We start from the raw sequence: 26,634 nt of genomic DNA, 5'->3' as shown, positions 1-26,634 counted from the left end.
CCGGTCGTGTGTGGCGCGGCCGGGGGGCGGGGGCCCCGGCGGGTGGGCGGCGCGCCCGCGGGGGGGGGCGGGGCCGCCCGCGGGCGGCCCGGGCCGCACGCCGAACGTCCCGCCCGTGCCGCGGTGTCCGGCGCGTCCGTTCGTCGCGGCCGCCGGGTGCGGACGGCTCCGGTGCGGGCGCCCCTGGGGCGGGGACGGTCCGCCGCCTTGCCGCCGCACACAACGGACCGCGCAGGCCTCGCTCTTCGGGTCGGCACCGCGCCGCGAAAGCGCGGGCGGCGCTGGTCCTCGCGCCTTCCGGGCTGTCACCGCTGCCTCTCAGATGTTCGAGTCACGCTTCACCGTGCCGCCTCAAATGTTCGAGCCGCCCGCCACCGGTTCACCTCCGGTGTTCGAGCGGGCCGCCGCCACGCCGCCCCCGGTGTGCGAACGGAACGCCCCCGCACCGCCCTTGCGCGAACTCCCGCTCGCCGGCCCCCGCCCGGCCCGTGAGCCGGGCACCCGCGAGCCCGCCCCCGCGGTGCCGTGCTCCGGCCCCGCCGTCGCCTGACCCGCACCCCCGCCACTCAAGACAGGACTCCGCCGTGACCTTCCTCCGCCCCACGTTCTACCGGCTGCGCAGGGTGCTCGTCGTGCTCCTCGCCGTGATGGTGGGAGGTGCCGCGCTCGGCGGGTGCGCCGACGGCGAGCGGCGGAGCAGCGAGAAAACGCGCGCCGGGATCCAAAGCGCCGGGATCCAAAGCGCTGGCATCAAAAGCACCGAATAGAGCCCGCCGTTCCCCTTCACGCCCCACGTCTCACGCCCCACCCCCGTCATCCCCCCGCAGCCTGCCGAAAGGCGCACCCGTGCGGCTTCATCTCCTCGCCCTGAACCCGACCGACTCCGTCACCGAAGGCTTTCTGCCCGCCGCCGCCCGCCTGGGCCTGGCCGTCACCCTCCTCACCGACCAGAGCGACGCCCACCGCCGGGCCTGTGAGAGATCTGTCGCCGCCGGCGGGGCTTCCCTGCCCCGGCTCGACATCGTCGACTGCGACGTGCGCGACTTCCGCGACGTCATCGACCGTATCTCCGTACTCGGCCGCCCCGACGCCGTTTTCACCAACAGCGACCACCTCCAGACCCAGGCCGCGCTGGCCGCCGCATTCTTCGACCTGCCCGGCAAGGACTGGCGGGCCGCCCTGCGCGCCAGGAACAAGGCCCAACTGCGCCGCAGTCTCCACGAAGCCGGCGCCGACACCGTCCGGTCCGCCGAACTCGGCCCGCACGAGGACCCGGACGCCCTCGCGGCCCTGGACCTCCCCTTCCCCTGCGTGGTCAAGCCGCGCGAGGGCGTGGCCAGTGAGGACGTGGTCCTGGTGGCGGACGCGGACGACCTGCTCGCCCGCTGCCGGGAGATCCGCGCCCGCAGGCCCGGGGTGGCGCTGGTGGTCGAGGAGTACCTGGAGGGGCAGTTGTTCACCCTGGAGACCCTGGGGGACGGACACGCCCTGCACACCCTCGGCGCCTTCCGCACCCGGCTGTCCCCGCCGCCGTACTTCGTCGAGGAGCGGCTCGACCTGCTGCCCTCCCCGCCGCAACCGCACAGCGAGCAGGTCCTCGCCCAGCTCCGGACCCTGGGCGTCGGCTTCGGTGTCTGCCACACCGAGTACGTCGCACAGGGCGACCGCGCCCGTCTCATCGAGGTCAACTACCGCGCCATAGGCGACCAGTGCGACCTCGCCCTCGCCGGCCTGCTGGGCATCCCCCTCTTCGAGCACATCCTGCGCACCCACCTGGGGGAGCGGTTGCCGGCCACTCTGGGAGCCCGCGCGGACGGGCGGCTGCGCATGGAGTATGTCTGCGCCGACCGCGGCGGTACGCTCGAATCCGCACCCCCGGCAAGCGATACCGAGCGCGACGGCGTGCGGCTGGTCTACCGGCCGCTGCGCGAGCCGGGCGAGACGCACCCGCTCCACCGCACCAACCGCGACTACCTCGGGGTAATCCGGGCGACCGGCACCGATCAGGGCCGGATCGACCGCGCCGTCGAGCAATTCCTGGCCGCACAGCGCTGGGAGATCGTGTCATGAGCCTGACCAGCAGGGACGGGGTGGAGGGCGAGCTCCTCCAGCGCGTCCTCAGCACGCTGCTCCGCGAGGACACCTACGGGCTGCGCACCACCGCCCGCACCGAGCGGCGCCCCGACGGTGACTGGCTCCGCCTCAGGGCGGGCGAGGAGAGCGTCCTGCTGCCCGTCGGGCCCGAGGGGTTCCAGTGCGAGATCCGCGCCCGCGAACCGCTGGTGGAGACCGGCGGCGCCACCCTCACCGGGCTGCGGCCCGTCCTCACCCGGCTCCGCGCGGCGGCGCCCCCCGAGGACCGGGCGGGGTACGACGCCTTCCTCACCGAGTGCGACGAGGCCCTGGCCGCCGCCCTCCTGCACACCGGTGCCCGCGACGGCGTCGTGACGCGGCTCGCGGAGGCGTACGGAGCCAGCACCACCCACTGGACCGGGCTGCGCGACTCCCTCGCCTACGACGCCCTCGCCGCCTACCGCGATCACCCCGTCTACCCCACCGGCCGCGCCCGCGCCGGCCTCACCGAGGCCGAGATCCGCGCCTACGCGCCCGAGTTCCACCGCGCCTTCGCGCTGCGCTGGGCCGCCCTGCCCCGCGAGGCCGTCCGCGGCGGCACGTCCGCCCTGCCCTCCTGGTGGCCCACCCCCGCCGGCCTCGGCCTGACGGGTCTGGACGCCACCCACGTGGCCCTGCCCGTCCACCCCCTCACCGCCGGCGCGCCCCTCGCCGGCGCCCTGCGCGCCGCCGGTCTGGAGGGGGAGGCGCACCTGGCCGAGAAGCCCTGGCTGGACGTGCTGCCCACCCTCTCCACCCGCACGGTCGCCGTGGCCGACGACCCCGCCACCCACCTCAAACTCCCGCTCGCCACCGCCACCCTGGGCCTGCGCAACCGCCGCACCATCAAGCCCGGCACCCTCCTCGACGGCCAGGTGGGGCAGCGCCTCCTCCAGGAGATCGCCGCCCACGAGCCGCGCCTGGCCGACAGCGTCCTCCTCGCCGACGAGAGCACCCACCTCCAGGCCCGCCACGAACTCCTCGCCGCCCTCGTGCGCCGCTACCCCGCCGGCCTCCAGGGCGCCCACGTGGTGCCCGTCGCCGCCCTGCTGGCCCGCGCGCCCGGCGGGGAACTCGTCGCCGACGAGCTCGCCGAGCGCTACTACGGGGGCTCCCTCACCGCCTTCCTCGACGCCTACTTCACCCTGCTCCTCGACTGGCACACCACCCTCTTCTCGTACGGCATCGCCCTGGAGTCCCACCAGCAGAACACCTCCGTCGTCCTCGACAGGGCCGGGGGCAGGACCCGGCTGCGGCTGCTGCTGAAGGACAACGACGGACCGCGCGTGCACGCCGTCCGGCTCGCCGCGCGCCTGGGGGGCGAGGCCGCCGACCTCCTCGGCTTCGCCGACCGGCGCGTCCTCGTCGCGGGCGACCGGCCCGTCGCCGACGTCTTCGCGACCATCACCGTCCACCTGTGCGCGGGCGCCCTCGCCTTCGAGCTCGCCCGGACCGGGCGTGCCCCGCTGGACGGCCTCCTGCGCCTGATCCGCTTCCGGCTCACCGAGGCCGTGGACCGCGTGGCCGCCACCGCCCCCGGCGCCGCGGCCGCCCTGCGCGCCCGCGTCCTGGACGCCGACCGGCTGCCCGTCAAGGCCATGGTCACCGCGGGCACCCTGCTCACCAAGGAGCGCTCCGGCGCCGCCGACATCAACAAGCACTACGTCGAGGGCCCCAACTACCTGCGGGGGGCCGCGGGATGACGGGCTTACCCCACCGCACACCCGCCCGGTCACCGCGGCCGGACGGCCGGGGACACCCGGCCGCCGCCGAGCGGGCCGGGCCGTCCGGCACGCCGCCGTGGGGGCGGCGCGCCGGACACCGCGGCCCCGGCGCTTGCCGGGGCCGCGGACCGGGCAGAATGCCCGGTTCCCCGCAGCCCGCACCCGGGGCCGGGCCCCGCGCGGCCACGCCCGGCCGCGCACGGGACCCGGCCGCCCCCGGCCGCCGCAGAATCCGCCGCCGCACCCCCGGCGGCGCCCGTCAGCAACCCCCACTCTCCTCCGTACCCGCTGGAGCCGCTGAATGTCCTCTGCACCCACCGCCCTGACCGGCGTGGCCTCCGCCGATCACGTGGTCGCCCACACGCTCCTGAACTGCCTCTTGCGGGAGGTCGCCGGCCCCGAGCACCGGACGGCCGTCAGCGACGGACACCTCCTGCTGCGCCTGCCCCGCTGCGGCGTGCTGCTCCGCGCCGGGCTGCGCCGCGCCTCCCTCATCGGCGCCCACCGCTTCACCGGGCCGGTCTCCGCGCAGTACGACGGGGTCTGGACGGAGCTGACGTGGCAGGGGCTCGCCGAGTGCGTCCACCGCGAGCTGGAACTGCGCACCGGCGTCCGCAACGACGAGTTCCTCGGGCAGGTGGCCGCCAGCCACGCGGGCATCAGCGCCTCCCTCGGCACCCCCCGGCCCCCGGCGGCCGACGACGCGTACATGGACTCCGAACAGTCCCTGCTGTTCGGCCACCGCTTCCACCCCACGCCCAAGGCCCGCGGCGGTTCGGCCGCCGACTGGGCCCGCTACGCCCCCGAGTCGAGGGCCCGGTTCCCCCTGCACCACCTGGCCGTCCGCCGCGCCCGGGTCCGCGAGGAGGCCGTGACCGAGGGCGCCCTCGCCGCCCTGGACCGGCAGCGAGCCGTCCCCGACGGCTACCGGCTGCTGCCCGTCCACCCCTGGCAGTACTCCATGCTCCGCGCCCACCCGGCCCTGCGCGCCGCCGTCGCCCGCCGCGACGTCCTCGACCTCGGCACCGGCGGCGCCGACTTCGAGCCGACCGCGTCGGTACGGACCCTCTACGACGGCCGCGACTTCCTGAAGTTCAGCCTCAACATCCGCATCACCAACTGCCTGCGCAAGAACGCCGAGTACGAGCTGGCCGGCGCCGTCGCCCTCACCCGCGTCCTGGAGCCGGTCGCCGCCGACCTCGCCGCCCGCTTCCCCGGGGTCGACCTGCTGCGCGAGCCCGCCTACCGCACCCTCGACCTCGGCAGCCGCGAACTGGCCGAAGGCTTCGGGGTCATCGTCCGCGAAGGGCTCGCCGCCCGCCTCGCCCCCGGTGTCACCGGGCTCCTGGCCGCCGCCGTCGCCGACGAGTACCCCACCGGCGGCGCCCACCTCGGCCGCCTCCTGGCGGGCACCGGCCCCACCGAGGCCCTGGCCTGGTGGGACGCCTACCTCGCCCTGCTCGTCCCCCCGGTGCTGGCCGCCTACTTCGACCACGGCGTCGTCCTCGAACCCCACCTGCAGAACGTCGTCCTCGGCGTCGGCGCCGACGGCACCCCCCGCCAGGTCCTCTTCCGCGACCTGGAAGGCACCAAGCTCCTGCCCGCGCACCACGCGGCCGCCCTCGCCGCGCTCCCCGGCGACGTCGCCGGCCCCCTGACCTACGAGCCCGGGCACGGCTGGGACCGCGTCGTCTACTGCCTGCTCGTCAACCACCTGGCCGAGATGCTCGCCGCCCTCGCCGACCGCCACCCCCACCTCGAACCCGACCTGTGGTGCGCCGTGCGCCGCACCCTGGCCGCCCGCGCCGCCGCGCACGGCAGCCCGCCGCCTTTGCTGGCCCTGGTCGCCGGGGCGCCCCTGCCCGCCAAGGCCAACCTGCTCACCCGCTGGGCGCGCCGGGCCGACCGCGACGCCGCCTACGTGCGCATCTCCTCCCCCCTCACCTCGGACCTGCTGTGCGAAGCCGCCCGCACCGAGCCCTGGAGCACCGCCTCGTGATCACCCCCCGCGCCGCCGCCCGCGCCGCCCGCCTGCCCGCCGGGGAACTGCCCGCCTACCTCTACGACCTCGCCGCCCTCGACGAGCACGCGCGCGAAATCCGGGCCGCCCTCCCCGAGCGGGTCGAGCTGTACTACGCGGCCAAGGCCAACCCCGCCCCCGAGCTCCTGAGAACTCTCGCCCCGCACGTCACGGGGTACGAGGTCTCCTCCGGGGGCGAGCTCGCCCACGTCCGCGCGGCCGTGCCCGGGCTGCCGCTCGCCTTCGGCGGGCCCGGCAAGACCGAGGAGGAGCTGCGGGCCGCGCTCCGCCTGGGCGTGGAGCGCTTCCACGTGGAGAGCGAGCACGAACTGCGGCTGCTCGCCGCCCTCGCCGCCGAACAGCCCGGCGACGCGCCCGCCGACCTCCTGCTGCGCGTCAACCTCCCCGTGGGGGAGGGCGAGCTGGGCGGCGCGGCCCTGGCGATGGGCGGCCGGCCGGGCCCCTTCGGCCTCGACCCGCGCCGCGCCGAGGCGTGCCTGCCCCTGCTGCGCGGCGGAAGGCTGCGGCTGCGCGGCGTCCACGCCCATCTGGCCAGCGGCCTGGACGCCACCGCCCTGCTCGCCGTCGCCGGCCGCGTCACCGGCTGGGCCCGCGCCTTCGCCGACCGGCACGGACTCGCCCTGAGCGAGGTCAACGCCGGCGGCGGCATGGCCGTCGACTACGCCCGGCCGCACGCCCGCTTCGACTGGACCGCCTACGGCAAGGGCATGGCCGACCTCGCGGCAGCCCACCCGGGCCTCACCCTGCGCATCGAGCCCGGCCGGGCGCTGACCGCCCACTGCGGCTGGTACGTCACCGAGGTCCTCGACCTCAAGCACAGCCACGGCGAGGCGTTCGCCGTCCTGCGCGGCGGCACCCACCACCTGCGCACCCCGGCCGCCAAAGCGCACGACCAGCCCTTCACCGTGCTGCCCGTCGACACCTGGGAGCGCCCCTGGCCGCGCCCGGCGGCACTCGACGAGCCCGTCACCCTCAGCGGGCAGCTGTGCACCCCGAAGGACACCCTCGCCCGCCGGGTTCCCGTCGCGGAGCTGCGGGTGGGGGACCGGGTCGCGTTCGCCATGGCCGGTGCCTACGCCTGGAACATCTCCCACCACGACTTCCTCATGCACCCGGCGCCGAGCTTCCACTACCTGTCATGAGCCTCGCGAAGAGGGGAGATTGAGGCTTTACCGAGTGTAGATGGTAGATGCATCTATCTGGGCGTAGCGTGATCCTCGCGACCCCGACGGGGCGGGCCGACGGGGGCCACGGGGGCACAGCCACGCCCGGAGACCTCCGGGCCGCCTACCGAGAGGAGACCGCGACCATGTGCGGGATCACCGGATGGATCGCCTACGACCAGGACCTCACCACCGCGCGCGGCACGCTCGACGCGATGACCGCGACCATGGCCTGCCGGGGACCGGACGCCGCCGGCACCTGGCTGGACACCCACGCCGCCCTCGGCCACCGCCGCCTCGCCGTCATCGACATCGAGGGCGGCAAACAGCCCATGTCCGCCGAGCACGACGGACGCACCCTCCTCGTCACCACCTACAGCGGCGAGGTCTACAACCACCGCGAGCTGCGCACCGAACTGGAAGGCCGCGGACACGCCTTCCGCACCCGCAGCGACACCGAGGTCGTCCTGCGCGCCTACCTCGAATGGGGCGAGGCGTTCACCGAACGCCTCAACGGCATGTACGCCCTGGCCCTGTGGGACCCGCGGACCGAAGAGCTCCTCCTGGTCCGCGACCGCATGGGCATCAAGCCCCTCTACTACTACCCCACCCCCGACGGAGTCCTCTTCGGCTCCGAACCCAAGGCGATCCTCGCCCACCCCGCCGTCCGGCCCGCCGTGGACGCCGAGGGCCTCGCCGAGGCCGTCACCGTCACCAAGACCCCCGGCCACGCCGTCTTCAAGGGCATGTACGAACTGCGCCCCGGCCACACCGCCCGGGTGCGCCGCGCGGGCCTGACCGTCCGCCGCTACTGGGCCCTGGAGGCCCACGAGCACCCCGACGACCTGGACACCACCGTCCGCCGCGTCCGCGAGATCCTCGACGACACCGTCACCCGCCAGCTCATCGCCGACGTCCCCCTGTGCACCCTCCTCTCCGGCGGACTCGACTCCTCCGTCATCACCGCCCTCGCCGCCAAGGGCCTCGCCGACGCCGGCCGCGGCCCCGTGCGCTCGTTCTCCGTCGACTTCACCGGCCACACCGAGCACTTCACCCCCGACGCGATGCGCCCCACCCCCGACGGCCCCTACGCCCACGCCCTCGCCGCCCACGTCGCCGCCGACCACCGCGACATCGTCCTGGACACCGCCGACCTGATGGACCGGGCCCACCGCGACGCCGTCCTCACCGCCCGCGACCTGCCCACCGGCCTCGGCGAGGGCGACACCTCCCTGCTCCTGCTGTTCAAGGCCATCCGCGAGGAGAGCACCGTCGCCCTCTCCGGGGAGTCCGCCGACGAGATATTCGGCGGCTACCGGTGGTTCCACAACCCCGGGGCCGTCCACGCCGACACCTTCCCCTGGCTCGCCGAGGGCGGCATCGACCACTTCACCGGCAGCGACGGCGGCGGCCGGGCCGCCCTCCTGGACAGCGGCCTGCTGAGCAAACTCGACCTGCCCGGCTACCAGGGCGCCCGCTACCGCGAAGCCCTCGCCGAAGTCCCCCGCCTGCCCGGCGAGAGCGGGCTGGAGCGGCGCATGCGCGAGATCAGCCACCTGCACCTGACCCGGTTCGTCCAGTACCTCCTCGACCGCAAGGACCGCGTCAGCATGGCCACCGGCCTCGAAGTGCGCGTCCCCTTCTGCGACCACCGGCTCGTGGAGTACGTCTTCAACACCCCCTGGGCCATGAAGACCTTCGACGGCCGGGAGAAGTCCCTGCTGCGCGCCGCCACCCGCGACGTCCTCCCCGGTCTGGTCGCCGACCGGGTCAAGAGCCCCTACCCCAGCACCCAGGACCCCCGCTACGCCGACGCCCTGCGCGCCGAACTGGCCCGGGTCCTCGCCGACAAGGACGCCCCTGTCCGCCCCCTGCTCGACACCACGGCCGTCGCCCGGTCGCTCGACGACGACGCCGGGAACACCTTCCGCATGGCCACCGAGCTCGTCCTCGGCCTCGACACCTGGCTGCGCCGCTACGGCGTCGCACTGGAGCTGTAGGCACCGCCAGGGGCGGGCGTCCCCGGCCCGGCTGCCGCACAATGGGGGCCACGACCCACGCCCAGCCAGGAGTCCCACCGTGGCCTTGCAGATGACCGTCGACCCGGACGCGGCCGAACCCCCCTACGAGCAGATCCGCGCCCGGATCGCCGAACGCGCCCGCTCCGGCGCGCTGCCCGTGGGCTACAAGCTCCCGACCGTCCGCGGCTTCGCCGAGGAACTCGGCCTCGCCGCCAACACCGTGGCCAAGGCGTACCGGGCGCTGGAGGCGGACGGCGTCATCGAGACCCGCGGCCGCAACGGCACCTTCATCGCGGCCCCCGGCGACACCGCCGCCCGCGAGGCCGCCGCCGCGGCCCGGACGTACGCCGAGCGCGCCCGGCGGCTCGGCCTGGACCGGGCAGCCGCCCTGGCCGCGGCCGAGGACGCGCTGCGCGCCGTCTACGGCTAGCCTTTCCGGCGGTTCGCGGGGGTGGCACCACCGCTGCGCGGCGGTGTCCTCAATCTTCCCCGGCTACCGCTGGGAGGTGCCGCCGGCCGGGGCCGGTCAGAGGTACAGCCCGGCGTCCGCCCCGTCGTGCTGCGGCGGGACCGAGGCCGGGCCCGCGCCGCGCCGCAGGGCGAAGAGCTCCGCGAGCGTCGCGCCGTCCCGCCCGACGCCCTCGTCGGTGCCCAGCCACCCCACCGCCTCCCTGCGCGTCAGCGCGCCCACCTCGATCCGCGCCAGGCACCGGCCGGGCCGGACCACCGCGGGGTGCAGCCGCTCCAGATCCTCATTGGTGGTCACCCCGACCAGGACGTTGCGGCCCTGGCCCAGCAGGCCGTCCGTCAGATTCAGCAGCCGCGACAGGGCCTGGCCCGCCGTGTGCTTCGCCTCGCCGCGGATCAGCTCGTCGCAGTCCTCCAGCAACAGCAGCCGCCAGCGGCCCTTGGCCGACCCCTCGTCCTCACCGATCGCGATGTCCATCAGATAGCCGACGTCGTTGAACAGCCGCTCGGGGTCCAGCACGCAGTCCACCTGGCACCAGTCCCGCCACGAGCGGGCCAGGGTCCGCAGCGCGGACGTCTTGCCCGTGCCCGGCGGGCCGTGCAGCAGCAACAGCCGGCCCGCGATGTCGTCGGGGGTGACCTTCATCAGCCGGTCCATCGCATCGGCCACCGGCGCCGTGTAGTTGCCCCGCACCTCCTCCCACGTGCCGGCCGAGATCTGCCGCGTCGTCCGGTGCGGGCCACGCCGCGGGGAGACGTACCAGAAGCCCATCGTCACGTGCTCGGGCTGCGGCTCCGGCTCGTCCTCCGCCCCGTCCACCGCCTGGGCCAGCACCCTCTTGGCCAGGTCGGCGCCGGTGGCGGTCACCGAGACGTCCGCCTGCCGGTTCCAGCGGGAGATCAGCAGCGTCCAGCCGTCGCCCTCGGCGAGGGTCGCGCTGCGGTCGTCGTCGCGGGCGGAACGCACCACGCGCGCCGCGGGCGGCAGCAGCGTCACCCCGGAGCGGACACGGTCCACCGAGTGGCTGCGCGCGTACGGCTGCTCGCCGGTCGCGAACCGGCCGAGGAAGAGGGCCTCGATGACGTCGGACGGGGAGTCGCTGTCGGCCACGTTCAACCGGAGGGGCAGCGACTCCTCCGCGGGGGTCGGGGCGGGTGCCGGGTCATCGACAGGGACAGGGGCCGGGTCGGTGGGCAGGATCTGCCTCCTGGCTGCGGGTCGGCGGTCGGCGCACATGCCGCCCATGATCCGGCACCCGACGCCCTCACGCACCCAGGTTTTCACCGGTTCCGCCGGTCTTCGCCCGGAAGCCGCCGCACACGGTTTCGGCCGCGGATACCCTGGCCCGTAATGGGACGTCATCGAATGGGCCGGACGTTTGCAAGGGCAGGGCGGGGGCGGTTCATCGCACTGCTGAGCGTCGGCGCGGCCGGAACGGCGCTCCTGATCCTCGCGGTGGTCGTGGCCGTCGGCGGACTGCCGTTCGGCGGCGGGGACGGCAAACGCGGCGGCAGCACCGCGGCCGACCTGGGCTGGGGTTTCACCCACACCCAGTACAGCGCCGACCACGGCGCCGACACCGCCCGCAAGCGGACGGCCGAGCTCCTGGCCGCCGACCCCATGCCCCAGGCACAGCACATCATGGGCTGGGGCGCGGACAACCCCGAACCGAAGCCCGGCACCTACAACTTCAAGGAGCTCGACCGCCGGGTCGCGCTGATGCGCGCCTCCGGCGGCACGCCGGTCCTCACGCTGTGCTGCGCCCCCGACTGGATGAAGGGCGGCGGCCAGCCCACCGACTGGTCGAAGAAGTCCCTGGAGACGGCACCCGACCGCGCCCACTACAAGGACTTCGCCGAGCTCGCCGGAGTGATCGCCGCCCGCTACCCGGACGTCCGCCACTTCGTCGTCTGGAACGAGTTCAAGGGCTTCTTCGACGAGTCCGCCAACCGCTGGGACTACGAGGGCTACACCGAGCTGTACAACCTCGTCCACGCGGAGCTGAAGAAGCGGAACGCCCGCAACCTCGTCGGTGGCCCGTACATCAGCATGGACAGCAACTCCCCGGGCTCCGGCTCCAACGCCTCGTCCCTGCGCGGCCCCTGGGGCTCGGTCGACCAGCGGGCCGTCGACGCCGTCACCTACTGGAACGACCACAAGAAGGGCGCGGACTTCATCGCCGTCGACGGATCCAGCTACACCCGCGACGGCGACCGCATGCTGCCCGACGAGTTCGGCGCCACCCAGAAGTTCGCCGACGTGACCGCCTGGCTGCGCAAGACCACGGACCTGCCCGTGTGGTGGACCGAGTGGTACGTCGAGCCGGCCGACGAGAACGACGACCGCAAGGGCTGGACGGAAGAGCACCGCACCGCCGTCCAGGCCACCGCCATGATGCACATGGCCTCAGCAGGGGTCGCGGCCGCCTTCTACTGGAACCCGCAGAAGACGGCAGAGGAGTGCCCCGGCTGCCTGTGGCGCAGCACCGAGCTGAAGGACGGCGGAAGCGGCCTGCCGATGCTCGGTCTCCTGACCCGGTTCGCGGCGTCCTTCCCGCCCGGCACCGGCTTCCGCGCCGTGGACGTCGCCGAGGCCGACCGCGACCGGCTGCGCGTCCTCGCCTCCGACACGGCCCTGCTCGTCGTCAACACCCGCGACGAACCCGTTTCGGCCCGGGTAGACGGCCGCACCGTCGACCTGGGGCCGTACGAAGTGCGGTGGCTGGACTGAGGTCTCGGCTGCGGGATCGTCGAGGCGAGGGCCCTGCGGGCAACTCTGGGAGGTGCCCCTGGACGGGCTGGTGTCGGCTGAGCTCAGCCCATACCAGCCCGTCCGGCGATTGAGGACGCGCCCGCAGGGCGCTCGCCGCCGCAGGCGGCAACGCGGCAACGACGGCCCGCAGCCGAAGACCCGCCGGTCAGGCCCCTAGGACATCGTCGCGAACCGCTGCACCAGCGTCGCCAGCAGGACCAGCAGCAGGGGCAGCGCGAACCAGTACGCGCCCTGCAGCCACCGCAGCTGCCGCACCCCCGGCCCCGCCACCACCCGCACCGCCTCCCGCGCGGCCAGCAGCACCAGCAGCGCCACCGCCGCCAGCGCGCCGACCACCGACACCGGCGTCCACGTCACCCGCGGCCCGGCGGGCCCCGGCCGGGCCGGGGCGACCTGCCCGGCGGGCCGGTCCTTCAGCTCGTACAGCACCGCGTCCTCATTGGCCACCACCCGGGTCAGCTCCGGCCGGTCGTTCAGCGCGCGCCGCAGCCCGTCGTCCCAGCCCGGCGCGTACCCGGCGTCGAGCTCCAGATACACCGACTGGCCGCGGCTGACCATGAGATAGGAGTGGGGGCCGGCCTTCCGCAGCGAGGCGACCAGACCGTCCACCCGGGCCGGGTCGCGCGGGGCGGCCGTCGGCTCGTACTGAACGTGCTCCATGTCCCGGGCGCCCCAGGGCATGGCGGGTGTGACGTTGGTGACGGGGTCCTTGCTCATCCACAGCACCCGCACCGTCGGCTTGTCGTGCGCGTAGACGTACTCCATCGCCGCCACCTCGCCGGGGCGCACCCGCTCGAAGGACTCGTTGCCCCAGCGGGCCACCAGGAACCCGAAGACCAGGACGAGCCCGACGACCGCGACGAGCCCGGCCGACAGCGCCGCGGCCACCCCGGAGCGCCCGGCCCCGGCCTCTTCGCCGGGGCGCGGGAAGAGGGCGAGCGCGGCCAGCACACAGGCACCGGGCAGGGCGAACAGGAAGACCCGCAGCGCCACTTCACCGCCGTAGGACTGCATGCCGAAGGCGAGGAAGGGCACGCCCGTCAGCACCAGCAGGGAGACGTCGCCGATACCGGACCGGCGGCGGCGCCACCAGCCGAGCACGGCGAACGCCAGCACCCCGCCCGCGAGGAGGACCCGGGTGTACAGCACCAGCTTGTGGGTGCTGCTGCCGCCCTCGATCCGGCCCGAGACGGACGAGGAGACATTGCCGCCCAGTGAGCCGAGGCCCCCGAAGAGCTCGTCGAAATGGCCCGACCAGTAGGGCTCCGCCAGAAACCCCACCCACACCATCAGCATCACACCGCACAGCAGTGGCATCCCGCGGAGGGTGGACCGCCGCACCACCACCAGCGCCGTCAGCACCCCCAGCATCACGAACGGCGTGAGCTGATGGCTGACGACCGACGCGGCGAACAGCCCGATCAGCACCGCCAGCAGGGCCCCCTGCTCACGCGCGCCCGCCGGGGCGACCTCCGCCTCGCCCGGCAGCAGCCGGCCGCGCAGTTGCCGCGGCCAGCGGAACCAGACCAGCAGCACGGCCACGAACAGCAGGTAGAAGAGGTAGTTCAGCGCCTGGGGGGAGAAGTAGTCCTGACCCACCCAGCCGCACAGCGCAAACAGCCACGCCGCCGTCCACTTGGCCCGCCGGCCCGCCCGCACCGCCTTCAGCAGGAGCGCCAGCGGCGCCAGGCACAGCAGCTGGACGGCCAGCGGCCACCAGCGCAGCACCTCGGTGAGATCCCCGACGCCACAGGCCCGCGCGGCCAGCGCGACGAGCGCGAAGAAGCCGGGCCAGCTCCAGCGGGCGTCGAGGTCGGGGGCCGCGACCCCCGTCCGGTCGATGAAGTCCAGGAACCCCAGGTGCTGCCACGCGGTGGCGAAGCGCGGCTGCTCCTCCAGGACCGCGGGAACGGCGTGCAGGGAGACCACCGTCAGCAACAGCACCGCACCGAGCAGCCACCGGCGGGGCTCCCGCAGCCACAGCGCCGCCGCGAAGGCCACGATCAGCAGCGCGGCCCCGGCCAGCGTCGCGGCGGGCAGGACGGACACCAGGCCGAGCTCGCCCATGCTGTCCAGATCCGCCTCCCCGAGGGACCGCAGCGGCACCCAGTACAGCGCGAGCGCCGCGGCCAGCAGCAGCCAGACGGCCGCCTCGGGCCGGCGCCACCACGGCGGCGTCCGGGGCGCGGGCGTGGGGGAGGCGGCCGGCCCGGAAGTCTCCCGCTCCGGCTTCCCGGGCTTGCGCAGCGACAGCGTCCGCTCCTGATCCCCCACCTCTTCAGGCCCCTTCGGCTCTTCCCGCTTCTCCAGGACGACGCGCTCCCGCATGCCCTGCTTCGGGGCGGGAGGAGGTACAGCGGACATGGACAGCGCCTCCGGGGTGTGGCGGAGATCGGGGCGCCTCTCCAGATGGTCGAAGTCGAGCCGCACGCCCAGCGGCATGGTGTCCGAGTCCAGCGCGGTCCGCAGCGCCCAGCGGGTGCCGTAGCCGCCGCTGTCCCGGCGGCCGGAGGAGTGCGGGCCGGAGGGGCGCGGGCCGCTCTCGCGCCCTAACCCCCGGGCGATGCCGCGCCGCCCCTCGCGCGGCGCGTCGCGGCGGTCGCCGTGGACCGCGAGATCCGCGAGGTCGCCGTCCGGTGCCACCTCGGGCGCGTACGCGAGGGGCGGCCGGGGGAAGGCGGCGGGCGGCGACGCCTCCCTGAGGATTCTGCGGAGCCTGACCGCCGCGATCGAGGCGATCACCGTGAGGCTGGAGATCTCCGCGACGCCCGCACCCGTGAGCCCCAGCCGGGGCAGGAGCAGCAGCGTCAGCCCGAACACCAGCAGGCACAGCAGTCCCTGGAGGTAGGCGAGGCCGGGCGTCCGGTTCTGCGCCCGCAGCACCGCGAAATAGACCTCCATCACCACCCGCAGCGCCGCCCCCACCGCGAACCAGCGCAGCAGCGGCGTCGCCGCGTCCGCGTAGTCCGCGCCGAAGATGCGCAGGATGTACGGCGCGAGGAGGAACAGCAGCACACAGACCGGAACCATGATCAGGGCCATCCGGCGCAGCGCGGCCCGGCAGTTCTCCGCGAGCCGGGCGGGGTCGTGCGCGCCCTCCACGGTCAGCGACGCACCCATGTTGATGGCCAGCAGGTTCACCGTGCCGCCGATGATGCCGGCGATGTTGTAGTACGCGAAGTCGGCCGAGCTGACCTGCGCGGCGATGATCACCGGGATCAGATAGACCACGGCCAGGGAGAACAGCGAGCCGGTGTAGTCCCCGGCGAGGAAGCGGCCCATCTCCCGGTACGACGCCGGCCGCGCCGTCTCCTTCGTGGCCGCCACGTGCCGGGGCACCAGCCGCCGGAAGACCAGCCAGCCCAGCGGCAGCACCGACACGGCGATCGACACCACCCAGGACACGAACACCCCGGACGTCGGCAGGGCCGTCGCCATCGCCACCAGCAGCGCCAGCTTCACCGCCGAGAAGACCGTGTTGCCGACCGGCACCCAGAACGCGCTGCGCAGCCCCGTCAGCACACCGTCCTGCAGGGTGAGCACCGACCAGGCCGCGACGGCGACGACGAACCCGGCGCTCTGCACCGGGCTGCGCAGGAACTGATAGGAATCACCCCACAGGGGCAGCGTCAGGAGAAACATCCCGCCGGCGAACGCGACGGCCGCCGAACTCCCGGCGTACGTGCGGAAGATGAGCCGGCTCGTCGCCTGCCCGGCGATCGGGATGAAGCGGGCCAGCGCCCCCGTCAGCGTCACCGCCGCGAGCCCCGCGAGGAGCTTCATCGCGGCGATGGCCGCCGAGCCCTGGCCCACGGCGTCATGGGTGTAGTACCGGGCGGCGACCAGCCAGAACCCCAGACCGAGGACGGCGCTGATGCCCGTGTTGAGCATCAGCGCGAAGGCGTTGCGGAACAGCGGACTGCCGCCGCCCCGTCCCGGCAGCCGCAGCTTGCGGCCGGCCGGCCCCTCCGTCTCCCGTTCCTCGGTGCGGGTGGACGTGTCAGACACGGGCTTCGCTTGCCTTCCTTGCGACTTGACGGGCCCTGCGGACCACTGCGTACCCCTTCGTCAGGGCCCGGTCCCTGATGAAGAGCCGACCGAGCCCCCGGCCCTCGACGAGCCGTTCGAACTCGTGGAGCGCCGTCGAACGGCGCACGGTCACCCGCTCCAGGGCGTACGGGCCCTGGGGGCGGGAGGCCAGGGCGTTGCCCACGGCCAGCGATACCCCGAACCCCGCGGACCCCACCGCCCGCCGCACCCGGCGGTCGGAGTAGCCGTAGGGGTAGGCGAAGGACACCGGCGCACGGCCCAGCTCCAGCGTGAGGATCTCCCGGCACCGCAGCACCTCGAACCACAGGTGCTCGTCCGTGAGCTGGTCGAGCTGGGGGTGGGTGTGGCTGTGCCCACCGATCTCCATCCCCGCCTCGGCCAGCTCACGGACCTGGTCCCAGCTCAGCATGAGGTCGAGCGCCCCACCGGTCTCGTACCCCCCGCGCACCCACCCCGTGGAGGTGAACAGCGTGGCGACGAAACCGTGCTCGACCAGGACGGGGAGGGCGTGCCGGTGCACGCCCTCGTAGCCGTCGTCGAAGGTGATCAGCACCGGCTTCGGGGGCAGTCCGGAGCCGGTGCGCCAGGCGATGGCCAGCTGATTGGTCGTCATGGGGGTGAACCCCCGCCGCGCCAGCACGCCCATCTGCGCGGCGAACGCCTCCGGAGCCACCGACAGCCCGTACGTCGCCCGGGCGGGGGAGTGCGCCACCGCGTGGTACATCAGTATGGGCACCCGGTCCCCGCTCATGGCCCCGCCTCTTCCGGTCTCGCGCCGCCGGGCGCGGCCGACCCCGGCACTTCGGCCACGGCGTACCGGCCTCCGCCCCGGTACGCCCGGACCCGGCCGAGCGCGTAGCCCCCGGCGGCCGCCGCGACGCCCGCCACGATCGCCCCCGCCCGCCCCGCCCCGCCGGGCCGGCCCAGCAGGGCGTCCCGCACCCCGCGGGCGACCCCGGCGGGCAGCACCCGGGTGGTGTACCGGCGCTCGGAGGCGAGCCCCGCCCGCGCCCCCACGCTCCGCGCCACCAGGGCCTTGGACAGGCCCTCGGCGTACGCGCGGGTGCGGAAGTAGCCGAACCGTTCGCGGGCGGCCGGCACCCGGTGGTGGATCACCGCGCGGTCGTCGATGAGCAGCACGGCCTCCGGCATGGCCTGGGTGAGCCGGATGCACAGCTCCGTCTCCTCGCCGCCCAGCGGCAGCCGGTGGCCGTCGCGGCCGATGCCGCTCGCGAAGCCCCCGGCCACCGTGAACGCCGACCTGCGGAAGGAGGCGTTGCCCCCCAGTACGTTGCGCACCGGGACGCGACCCGGCGGCAGCCCCCGGTAGGTGCAGCCCACCACCCAGTCGAATTCCTCGGGGAACCAGAGCGGCCGGCGCCGGGACTCCCACACGGGCTCGGTGCGGCCGCCCACCGCCATGACCCGCGGGTCGGCGTAGGCCGAGGCGAAGTGGAGCAGCCAGTCCCGCTCGGCGACCGCGTCGTCGTCGAGGAAGGCGATCACCTCCCCGGAGGAGGCGGCGATGCCGGTGTTGCGGCCCGCCGACAGGCCGCGGGGGCCCGCGTTGGCGAGCACGCTGACCGGGCTGACCGGGCTGCCCGGGCGGCCGGCGGGGCCCGCCCCGCCGGCGCCGTCGTCGCCGTACTGCTTGGCGAGACGGCGCAGCAGGGCGGGATTGTGGTCGACCACGACCAGGGTCTCCAGCGCGGGCCACGACTGGCTCCGCACCGAGGCCACAGCGGCGAGGATGTCGTCCCAGCGGTCCTCCGTGTAGACACAGATGACCACCGACACCTCCGGCGTGCCCGCCGGGACCGGGAGGGGAGATGTGCTCAAGACACTTCCCCGCGGTTCGCGGCCGGAGCGACGGCCGGCCGCAGCGGGCTCCGGCGCCGGCCCGCGTGCTCCTGCAGAATGACCTTCAAAACCCGCAGCCCGTCGCGCACGGCCCGCAGATTGCTCGCGCCGTGGATGCGGACGAACTCATGGCTGGGGATCTCCTGGACGCGCAGCCCGGCCTTGACGACTCTGATGTTCATCAGGGTCTCCACCTCGAACCCGGCGCAGTCCAGCGCGATCTCGTCCAGGCAGTGCTTCCAGAAGGCGTTGTAGCCGTAGCACAGGTCGGTGTACCGGGCGCCGAACTTGGCGTTGACGATCGAGCACAGGACGCGGTTGCCGAGCTTGCGGATCGGCGTCATGTCGTCCGTGCCGCCCCCGTTGGCGAACCGGGAGCCCTTGGCGAAGTCCGCGCCGCCGACCAGCGCGGAGACGTAGCTGACGATCTCGTTGCCGTCGGCGGAGCCGTCGGCGTCGACCATCACGATGATCTCGCCCGTGCAGGCGGCGAAGCCCGTGATCAGGGCGTCGCCCTTGCCCTTGCCGCGCTGTTCGACGACCTTGACGCCGGGCCACAGGTCGCGGGCGACCTGGACGGTGTCGTCGGTGGAATTACCGTCGACGAGCACCACCTCGTGAATCCATCCGGGCAGTGTCTTGAAGACGTACGGGAGATTCTCCGCCTCGTTCATGGCCGGAATGACGACACTTACCGGCGGAGTTATCGCGAAATGCGAAGTGACCGGTCGGTAATCGCCGGCCGTGGCCGACTCCTGATCGGCCACAGGGCGCAGGAAAGAACTCATCCTCGGATTTCCCTCTCGTCCGGTGGGCCGCCCCCCTGAGCGGTCCAATGGTTTATCCGGTTCGAAAAGGGGGTAACCCGCCCCGCTCGACACGGCGCGAACTGCCATGCGAATCGGGCGAGTTGGCAATTGCTGCTGGCCGCGCGGCAACGCGACTCGGCGACTGCGACGGCCGAACGCGGCACCCCCCACCGCGCCCCGCCCCGGACACCGTCGCGACGCTTGAGCCCCTCCCCTTGAGCCGCGTTGAGCGATGGCCGATGCGGGTGGATGTACGACGGTATTGATGCTTGAGACTGTATGGCAAGAGGTGCTGCGGTGACTCCTCCTTTGGGTGTTTTTTGCGCCCGATTCATGCGTCCGGTTGACGCGGTGCGCCGTTGACGGCGCATTAGCGGCGCAGTGCGCCTCACCCGCCTTCTCGAAAGCGCCCCATCCGTTTCAGCAGCCGGTCGGCGGGCTCGAAGAGTTCGGGCCGGGCCAGCACGGCGTTGCGCAGCGCCCGCACCGGCGCACGCCGTGCCCGGTGCCCCAGTGCGATCGGGTGCCGGCGCGTCACCCAGCCTTCGGAAACACTGAGTTCGCGGGTTTTCAGGGAATTCTTGTACGCTTTTTCGCCACGGCCCAGATCCAGATAGGCCATGCCGTCGGCCGCCGCCCCCTCGGCCATCCGCAGATGCAGCACCAGACCCGGCGAGTACTTCGCGAACGCCGGGTCATAGGCGGGAAACCAGCACGAGAGCACCGTGCGCGACCGCAGCCCGAAGTGCGCCGCGAGCGGCCGCCCCCCGGCGTAGAGCACCGACAGCAATCCGGCGAAGGAGTCGGTGCGGGTGTGGAAGAGGTGCTCGACCAGCCGGGATATCCAGGGGCGTGCGAAACGGTCGCTGCGCCCCGTCCGGCGGTATTGCGCGGACTTCCAGCCGATCAGTGTGCGCAGGATGTCGGGATCGCGTTCGTCGTGCACGTACCGCACCTCGCCGACGTCCCGCGTGAGGCGGCGCTCCTTGGCCAGGGTGGTGCGGGTGAACTTGGGCGACTGCTTGCGCAGCGCCGCCAGATAGGGCTCGAAGCCCTGCTCCACGTCGACCACGGGCGACGCGTACGAGCCGGAAGCGCCCGTCTCGAAGGGCTTCTGGCCCTCCACCAGGTGGTCGAACTCCCAGACCGCGAGCCCGCACGCCACCAGCAGCTCCCGGGCCTCCCACTGGAAGCCGGGCCGGTGCACCAGCCCCTGGGCGTCGGAGACGCCCAGGCCGATCGCCCGGCCGACGCCCAGCGCGGTGCGCTGGTACGGGAAGAAGGCCACTGGCCGGCCCTCCTCGCGGACGACCGCTATCCGCGCGGCCGAGCGGCAGTGGCCGACGGCCAGGGTGAACTCCGGTGCGAGGAAAGGATTCGCGAGCTGGGCCGAGCCGTCCTCGACCGCCCGGGACTGCAGAGCCGACCAGGCGCCCCGGTCGGCTGCCGTGAGCTCACCGGGGCGGTACACGCTGATGTTCACCTCAGGACGCCCGACTTCTCTCCGCACGGCCTCGGTGGTGCCGTACGTGGGCCAGCAGGAAGAGCAGCAGGCTGACGCCCGCGACCGCGGCGACGCCGCCCCGCACCGTCCAGGCGTGCAGCGCGAGCATGGTCTGCGCGACCAGCAGGTCCAGCGCGACGGCTCCGCCGGCCGCCACCACCGAGCGGCTGAGCGGGTCGAGCCCGCGCAGCGCGGCCGCCACGGCGCACGCCGGCGCGACGATCAGGAAGAACAGGGTGAACGGCGCGCGCAGCGGTGAGCCGATGTCGGCGAGCGCGAGCACGGCGCCCACCCCCGCGATGGCCAGCGCCGCCCCGGCGACCACGGGGAGGGAATCCCCGGCCGGTGGTCTCCCGGTGGCGGTGCGGTCCGGGCCCGGAGCGGGTTCCGTCGGGCCGGTGGGATCGGTGAGACCAGTGGGATCTGTGAAGCTCTGCATTGGCGACTTTGCCCCCCGAAGCGCCGGATGCCGAGCTTCAATGTCGCGCAATCGGCGGAGGCCCGTCAAGATGTGAAGGCCGTGCAAACAGCCTCCGCTTACGCCATAGAGGCATATCCGGATTCCTTCCCTCAGGTGAACTTCGCGGAAAAGCTGGCGCGATGTCAGGAAACGATCTACGAACGCCGGTTGAATGTTCGATATTTTCACTTCAGTATTGGCATGGACACTTCCAGTCCGCCCGGGTGACTGCTACGACGGACACGTCAGAAACCCTGGTAAAGGAGGTTCCATGAAACTCTCGTGGTTCGCGGGTTCCCTCTCCGCGCTCGCCCTGGCCGCCGGCCTCGTCTTCACGGGCGCCGGGACGGCACACGCCACCGAACAGTCGGCGCCGACCGGCTATGTGGCCCTCGGCGACTCCTATTCGTCAGGCCTCGGTGCCGGCGGTTACTACGCCGACAGCGGCACCTGCAAGCGCAGCGCCAGGGCGTACCCCGCGCTCTGGGCCGCCGCGCACGCCCCCGCGAGCTTCGCTTTCACCGCCTGCTCGGGCGCTCGTACGGGTGATGTTCTGAGCAAGCAGCTGGGACCGCTCAACGCCTCCACGGGGCTGGTGAGCATCAGCATCGGCGGCAACGACGCAGGATTCGCCGACACGATGACGGCCTGCGTCCTGGGCAGCGACCGCTCCTGTCTGGAGAGAGTCGCCCAGGCCCGCGCGTACATCCAGAACACGCTGCCCGCCCAGCTCGACACGGTCTACTCCGCCATCAGCGCCAAGGCCCCGGCGGCACGCGTCGTCGTCACCGGCTATCCCCGCTTCTACCAGCTCGGCGGGGGCTGTGCGGTCGGGCTGAGCGAGGCGAAGAGATCCGCGATCAACGACGCGTCCGACCACCTGGGCACCGTCACCGCCAAGCGCGCCGCCGACCACGGTTTCGCCTACGCCGACGTGCGGTCCACCTTCGCAGGCCACGAGCTCTGCTCGGGCAGTCCCTGGCTCAACAGCGTGACGCTGCCCGTCGAGGAGTCCTACCACCCGACCGCGGCCGGGCAGTCCGGCGGCTACCTGCCGGCCTTCGCCTCGGCCGCCTGACCGAGGCGGAAGGGGTCGCAGTTCCCCGGGCGCTCAGCCGCCGGGGCCGCCGTAGAGCCCGCCGGGGTCGCCCTGTCCCGTCGGAGCCGTGGGGCCGGGCGTACGGCTCGGGCTCGCGGAGGGCTTCCAGGTAGGGCTCGGGGCACCCGGGGAAGGGCTGCCGCCGGGCGCAGTGGTCCGGCATTCCACGGTGAAGGCGAGCTGGGAGGAGGTCACCCGCTGCGGGCTCTTGATCTCGACCGCGATCCAGTCCTTGCCCCCGTCGGAGGCGCCGCGCCCCGACTCCGTGTGCCGGACGGTGCGCGTCCGCGCGTCGGTGAAGCGGACGCTCTTCCAGCCGCCGTCGGCGACCTTACCGCTGCCCGTGACCCATCGGTAGGTGACCTCCGCGGGGGTGCGCCCCACGGTGATGTCGGCGGTGAAGGACGGGGCCCGTGCCTCCGGGGCCGGGCAGGGGCCGGAGTAGCGGTCGCGCAGGGCGGTGGCCGTGACCCGGACCGTGCCGGCGGGCGGAGCGCCCGTCCCGGCCGAGGCCGCGCCCGTGTCCTTGGAGCCCCCGGCGGAGCTGCCGCCGGCGGACGGGGGGTCCTCCTCCTCGCCGCCGCGGTCGGTGAGGGCCCAGACCAGGCCGCCCACCAGCAGCGCGGCGACCAGGGCGACGAGGGTGACCACCACCGCGGGGCGCGGCCGGGGACCGCCGGCACCGGACGGCCCGGAAGGATCAGAAAGGCCGGAGGGGCCGGACGGGCCGGACGGGCCGGAAGGAGGCGGCGCGGGGGGCAGGGAGCCGAGTCCGGCGGTGGCGTGGCCGGCGGGGTGGGCGGTGACGGTAGGGGTCTGCGGGACGTGCGGTGGAGCGCCCGCCCCGCCCGGTCCCTCCGTTTGTGCCGCCCACAGCAGCCGTTCCACGTCCGCCGCGTCCGGCCGCCGCGCCGGATCCTTGCGCAGCAGCCCCTCCAGTACGGGCGCGAGCGCGCCCGCCCGGCGGGGCGGCGGGAACTCCTGGTCCACCACGGCCCGCAGCGTGCTGAGAGGGGTCTCCTGGCGGAACGGGGAGAAGCCCTCCACCGCCGCGTACAGCATCACCCCGAGCGACCAGAGGTCGGAGGCGGGACCGGGCGCGTGCCCCAGCGCGCGCTCCGGCGCCAGGTACTCGGGAGAGCCGACCAGCTCACCGGTCCGTGTCAGCGCCGAACTGCCCTGGACGACCGCGATGCCGAAGTCGGTGAGGACCACCCGCCCGTCGTTCGCGATCAGGACGTTGCCCGGCTTCACGTCGCGGTGCAGCACCCCCACGCCGTGGGCCGCCCGGAGCGCGGCCAGCACCTCCGCGCCCACGCGCGCCGCGCGCTCCGGCGCCATCGGGCCCTCCGCTTCCAGTACGTCCGCGAAGGACAGGCCGCGCACCAGCTCCATGACGATCCAGGGGTGGCCTTCCGCGCTCGCCACGTCGTAGATGGTGACGACGTTGCGGTGGGCGATGCGCGCCGCCGCGCGCCCCTCGCGCTCCAGCCGTGCGTACAACTGCCGCACCTCGTGGTCGAGCAGCCCGGCGGGCGCCCGCACTTCCTTGACGGCCACCTCGCGGTCCAGCAGCTCGTCGTGCGCCCGCCACACCACGCCCATGCCGCCGCGGCCCAGCTCGTCCAGCAGCCGGTACCGGCCGCCGACCACCCGTGTGCCGTCCCCGGAATTCCCGCTCATCGACGGGCCCCCTCCCGCAAGAGAGCAATTCGGGGTGAATGTACCGCAACGGAGCGTGATTGCCTCCTGTTCTGCGTTTTCCGGCGCCTGCCAACTCGCCGACAGTGACGGCAGGTTCACGCCAGGCTCGTCAACGCCCTTGACGCGGTGGTGAATCCGACCCGCCGATGCGCGGGTGACGGATCGGGGCGGTAGGGTTACCCTGCCTGGGCCGGGTGCCTCGTACGGGTGGGGAGACTTCGATGGATCAGATAGCAATGCGCGGCAGGCCCCGAGTGCCTGCCATCAACTGCAAGAGCGGCGCGACGAGCGCGCGCCTCGACCGCCATCTCGCGGTGCTGGGCGGGCCCGCCCTGCCGCAGCGCGAGGTGGAGGGGGCGACGCTGCTGATGCGCGAGCTCACCGCGCGCGACCGCGCGCGCACCAAGCAGGGCCGGACGGCGAAGGTCTCGCTGTTCGCGCCCCTGAGGCGGCTCCGCCGCTCCCTGTTCGGCAACCACGGCTGACCCGGCCCCCGACCCGGATCACACGGACCCCGCAGCACCGACCCGGACCGGCGCCGTCGGCCGCGTGCCCTCTCCCCGGGGGCGGCCGGCGCTGCCGCATGCCCGTCCCCTGGACGGGCCGCTCCCGCATTCCCCTCGACCCGGCCGGCTCCTTCCCTCCGGGTCCACCCGGGCTCCACCCGGGCCCACCCGGGCGCGGCATCACCCGCCGCCTCAGCGCGCCTCGACGGTGACCGTGAAGGAGAAGCGGTCACCGCGGTACCGGATCCGGGCCACGTCGACGGCCCGGCCGTTCTCGTCGTACGTCACCCCCGTGTAGTGCAGGATCGGGCTGAGCAGCGGCACCTGGAGCAGGCGCGCCGTCTCGGGGTCGGCGAGGCGGGCCTCGACGGTGTCCGTAATGCGGCTGATGCGGACCCCCACCGCGTCGCGCAGCACCTTCGTCATGGGCCAGCGCGTGAGGTCCGCGAGGTCGATGCGCTCGGCGAGCTCGGGGCGCACGAAATTCTCCGCCCAGTTCGTCGGCTCGCCCGACGCCTCGTCACGGCGCAACCGCCGGTAGGACACCGCCTCCGCGAGGTCCGGGAAGTGCTCGGCCAGCTCGGCGGGGATGTGCTCCGGACCGTGGTCCAGCACCGTCGTGCGCTCGCCCGACTGCTGGGCGACGATGGCGTCCACCGAGCCGAGCAGCCGCACGGGGGAGCCCCGCCGGGCACTCGGCTCGATGAAGGTGCCGCGGCGGCGGTGCCGGCTGATCAGCCCCTCCGTCTCCAGCTCCTTCAGTGCCTGCCGCATGGTGAGGACGCTGACGCCGTAGTGCTCGGCGAGGGCGTCCTCGGTGGGCAGCCGCAAGGGGTCCTGCGGACCCCGCCCGAGTATCGAGGCCCGCAGCGACTGCGAGACCTGGTACCACAGCGGCAGCTTGCGGTTGAGCGCGAGGGAGTCGGGGGCGAAGGTGGTCACGGGCACTCCGGCTCTTCGGCGACACGGACGGCTGGCACCCCGGGTGTCACACCCCGGAGCCCCAATGGCGCTCCAGACCTTGCCACACCTCGTCGTAACGCGCCTGGAGATGGCCGGCGGTCCGGGCCCGCCCGGTTGTCGTGATCGGCCAGCGCGTCTCGAACATGAAGGCCAGCCCGTCGTCCACCTTCTGCGGTCGGAGCTCGGCCGCGCTCGCCTTCTCGAAAGTGTCCCGGTCCGGGCCGTGCGCCGACATCATGTTGTGCAGCGAACCGCCGCCGGGGACGAAGCCTCCCTTGCCGGCGGTCTTGGCGTCGTAGGCGCCCTCGATCAGGCCCATGTACTCGCTCATCACGTTGCGGTGGAAGTACGGCGGCCGGAAGGTGTCCTCGCCGACCAGCCAGCGCGGCGCGAACACCACGAAGTCGACGCCCGCGAGCCCCGGGGTGTCCGACGGCGAGGTCAGCACCGTGAAGATCGACGGATCCGGGTGGTCGTAGCTGATCGACCCGATCACATTGAAGCGTCGCAGGTCGTAGACGTACGGCACGAGATTGCCGTGCCAGGCGACGACGTCCAGCGGGGAGTGGTCATAGGTCGCCGACCACAGGTTGCCGCAGAACTTGTTGACCACCTCGACGGGCCGCTCGTCCTCCTCGAAGGCGGCGACCGGGGCGAGGAAGTCCCGGGCGTTGGCCAGGCCGTTGGCGCCGATCGGGCCGAGGTCGGGGAGGGTGAAGGGCTGCCCGTAGTTCTCGCAGACGTAACCGCGGGCCGCCCCGTCCGGGAGCTCCACGCGGAACCGCACACCGCGCGGGATCAGCGCCACATGGCCGGGCTCCGCCCGCAGCAGACCGAACTCCGTGTGGAGCAGCAGCCCGCCCCGCTCGGGGACGATCAGCAGCTCGCCGTCGGAGTCGCTGAAGACCCGGTCGGTCATCGAGGTGTTCGCCGCGTAGAGGTGCACGGCCATGCCCGTGCGCTGGGTGACGTCGCCGTTGCCGCCCAGGGTCCACAGCCCGGCCAGGAAGTCGGTGCCCGCGGGGGGCTCGGGCAGCGGGTCCCAACGCAGCCGGTTGGGGTCGGGCACGGCGTCGGTGAAGGGGGCGCTCGCCAGGCCGCCGTTGCCGGTCCGGGTGAACGGCGGGTGCGCTGCGGAGGGGCGGATGCGGTAGAGCCACGAACGCCGGTTGGTGTGGCGGGGCTCGGTGAAGGCGCTGCCGCTCAGCTGCTCCGCGTACAGGCCGAGCGGTGCCCGCTGGGGCGAGTTGCGCCCGTGCGGCAGGGCCCCGGGGACGGCCTCGCTGCTGTGCTCGTTGCCGAAGCCGGCGAGGTGGGCCGGCCCCCCGGCCGGCTTCCGTGCCTGCTCGTTGCCCGTGTCGCTCATCGCGTGCTCCC

General features: G+C 73.8%; 21 protein-coding genes. 11 read left to right on the top strand and 10 right to left on the bottom strand.

Translation table 11 applies throughout. From position 1 onward, the window contains the following. Positions 1-355 precede the first annotated feature (355 nt). The 8 genes from ABZ951_RS04755 (at position 356) to ABZ951_RS04720 (ending at position 9,491) form a co-directional block, all read left to right on the top strand. Positions 356-550 (top strand): hypothetical protein, encoded by a 195-nt coding sequence (locus ABZ951_RS04755; RefSeq protein ID WP_344098173.1) that lies wholly within the window; start codon positions 356-358, stop codon positions 548-550. A 34-nt stretch (positions 551-584) separates the two neighbouring features. Further along, a complete protein-coding gene (locus ABZ951_RS04750) occupies positions 585-767 on the top strand; it encodes a hypothetical protein (protein WP_344098172.1) in 183 nt (60 codons plus the stop codon). Positions 768-846: 79 nt separating this feature from the next. Next, positions 847-2,070 (top strand): ATP-grasp domain-containing protein, encoded by a 1,224-nt coding sequence (locus ABZ951_RS04745; RefSeq protein WP_344098171.1) that lies wholly within the window; start codon positions 847-849, stop codon positions 2,068-2,070. Continuing rightward, the gene (locus tag ABZ951_RS04740) at positions 2,067-3,815 is read left to right on the top strand and encodes an IucA/IucC family protein (RefSeq protein ID WP_344098170.1); all 1,749 of its coding nucleotides are present in this window, start codon (positions 2,067-2,069) and stop codon (positions 3,813-3,815) included. Before ABZ951_RS04745 ends, ABZ951_RS04740 begins: the two co-directional genes overlap by 4 nt. 322 nt (positions 3,816-4,137) lie before the next feature. Further along, positions 4,138-5,835, top strand: coding sequence for an IucA/IucC family protein (locus tag ABZ951_RS04735; protein ID WP_344098118.1), 1,698 nt, complete (start codon positions 4,138-4,140; stop codon positions 5,833-5,835). Further along, positions 5,832-7,019, top strand: coding sequence for a type III PLP-dependent enzyme (locus tag ABZ951_RS04730; protein ID WP_344098117.1), 1,188 nt, complete (start codon positions 5,832-5,834; stop codon positions 7,017-7,019). The genes ABZ951_RS04735 and ABZ951_RS04730 overlap by 4 nt, the downstream gene beginning before the upstream one ends. A gap of 167 nt (positions 7,020-7,186) precedes the next feature. Continuing rightward, positions 7,187-9,040 (top strand): asparagine synthase (glutamine-hydrolyzing), encoded by a 1,854-nt coding sequence (asnB, locus tag ABZ951_RS04725; RefSeq protein WP_344098116.1) that lies wholly within the window; start codon positions 7,187-7,189, stop codon positions 9,038-9,040. A 79-nt stretch (positions 9,041-9,119) separates the two neighbouring features. Beyond that, the gene (locus ABZ951_RS04720) at positions 9,120-9,491 is read left to right on the top strand and encodes a GntR family transcriptional regulator (protein WP_361278948.1); all 372 of its coding nucleotides are present in this window, start codon (positions 9,120-9,122) and stop codon (positions 9,489-9,491) included. A gap of 96 nt (positions 9,492-9,587) precedes the next feature. Here the strand turns inward: ABZ951_RS04720 and ABZ951_RS04715 are convergent, their stop codons facing one another. Beyond that, positions 9,588-10,766: a DUF5925 domain-containing protein gene (locus tag ABZ951_RS04715; RefSeq protein ID WP_344088670.1), complete on the bottom strand. Its 1,179-nt coding sequence runs from the start codon at positions 10,764-10,766 to the stop codon at positions 9,588-9,590. 114 nt (positions 10,767-10,880) lie between these two features. Between ABZ951_RS04715 and ABZ951_RS04710 the strand changes: the two genes are divergently transcribed. Further along, positions 10,881-12,260 (top strand): xylan 1,4-beta-xylosidase, encoded by a 1,380-nt coding sequence (locus tag ABZ951_RS04710; protein WP_344088667.1) that lies wholly within the window; start codon positions 10,881-10,883, stop codon positions 12,258-12,260. Positions 12,261-12,455: 195 nt separating this feature from the next. Here the strand turns inward: ABZ951_RS04710 and ABZ951_RS04705 are convergent, their stop codons facing one another. The 6 genes from ABZ951_RS04705 to ABZ951_RS04680 all read right to left on the bottom strand — a co-directional run bounded on the left by ABZ951_RS04705 (position 12,456) and on the right by ABZ951_RS04680 (position 20,964). After that, positions 12,456-16,310, bottom strand: a complete 3,855-nt coding sequence (locus ABZ951_RS04705; protein ID WP_344088664.1) for a polysaccharide biosynthesis C-terminal domain-containing protein — start codon at positions 16,308-16,310, stop codon at positions 12,456-12,458. Continuing rightward, positions 16,303-17,103, bottom strand: coding sequence for a polysaccharide deacetylase family protein (locus ABZ951_RS04700; protein ID WP_344088661.1), 801 nt, complete (start codon positions 17,101-17,103; stop codon positions 16,303-16,305). Before ABZ951_RS04700 ends, ABZ951_RS04705 begins: the two co-directional genes overlap by 8 nt. Then, entirely contained in the window at positions 17,100-18,191 is a 1,092-nt protein-coding gene (locus tag ABZ951_RS04695; protein WP_344088658.1) for a glycosyltransferase family 2 protein, read from the bottom strand. Before ABZ951_RS04695 ends, ABZ951_RS04700 begins: the two co-directional genes overlap by 4 nt. After that, positions 18,188-19,000, bottom strand: coding sequence for a glycosyltransferase family 2 protein (locus ABZ951_RS04690; RefSeq protein WP_344088655.1), 813 nt, complete (start codon positions 18,998-19,000; stop codon positions 18,188-18,190). The genes ABZ951_RS04695 and ABZ951_RS04690 overlap by 4 nt, the downstream gene beginning before the upstream one ends. Before the next feature lie 409 nt (positions 19,001-19,409). Further along, complete coding sequence (locus tag ABZ951_RS04685) at positions 19,410-20,504, bottom strand: GNAT family N-acetyltransferase (protein WP_344088652.1); 1,095 nt, start codon at positions 20,502-20,504, stop codon at positions 19,410-19,412. Between the two features lies 1 nt (position 20,505). Next, positions 20,506-20,964: a hypothetical protein gene (locus ABZ951_RS04680; protein ID WP_344088649.1), complete on the bottom strand. Its 459-nt coding sequence runs from the start codon at positions 20,962-20,964 to the stop codon at positions 20,506-20,508. A gap of 292 nt (positions 20,965-21,256) precedes the next feature. On the opposite strand from ABZ951_RS04680, the gene ABZ951_RS04675 reads away from it, so the two are divergent. Continuing rightward, on the top strand, positions 21,257-22,063 hold the full coding sequence (locus tag ABZ951_RS04675; RefSeq protein ID WP_344088646.1) for an SGNH/GDSL hydrolase family protein: 807 nt from the start codon (positions 21,257-21,259) through the stop codon (positions 22,061-22,063). A gap of 33 nt (positions 22,064-22,096) precedes the next feature. On the opposite strand, the gene ABZ951_RS04670 is transcribed toward ABZ951_RS04675, so the two are convergent. Further along, a complete protein-coding gene (locus tag ABZ951_RS04670) occupies positions 22,097-23,767 on the bottom strand; it encodes a serine/threonine-protein kinase (protein WP_344088642.1) in 1,671 nt (556 codons plus the stop codon). Between the two features lie 242 nt (positions 23,768-24,009). Between ABZ951_RS04670 and ABZ951_RS04665 the strand changes: the two genes are divergently transcribed. Further along, on the top strand, positions 24,010-24,273 hold the full coding sequence (locus tag ABZ951_RS04665; protein ID WP_344088639.1) for a hypothetical protein: 264 nt from the start codon (positions 24,010-24,012) through the stop codon (positions 24,271-24,273). 213 nt (positions 24,274-24,486) lie between these two features. Here ABZ951_RS04665 and ABZ951_RS04660 read toward each other — a convergent pair whose 3' ends face one another. Together ABZ951_RS04660 and hmgA are read right to left on the bottom strand one after the other, a co-directional pair. Further along, a complete protein-coding gene (locus ABZ951_RS04660) occupies positions 24,487-25,236 on the bottom strand; it encodes a GntR family transcriptional regulator (RefSeq protein ID WP_344088636.1) in 750 nt (249 codons plus the stop codon). Between the two features lie 46 nt (positions 25,237-25,282). After that, positions 25,283-26,623 (bottom strand): homogentisate 1,2-dioxygenase, encoded by a 1,341-nt coding sequence (hmgA, locus tag ABZ951_RS04655; protein ID WP_344088633.1) that lies wholly within the window; start codon positions 26,621-26,623, stop codon positions 25,283-25,285. Positions 26,624-26,634 lie beyond the last annotated feature (11 nt).

This window comes from Streptomyces sp. NPDC046215 (assembly GCF_040646215.1).
Taxonomy (GTDB): domain Bacteria; phylum Actinomycetota; class Actinomycetes; order Streptomycetales; family Streptomycetaceae; genus Streptomyces; species Streptomyces stramineus.
The sequence above is the reverse complement of the archived record's forward strand: the minus strand, read 5'-3'. Positions and strand labels throughout refer to the sequence as shown.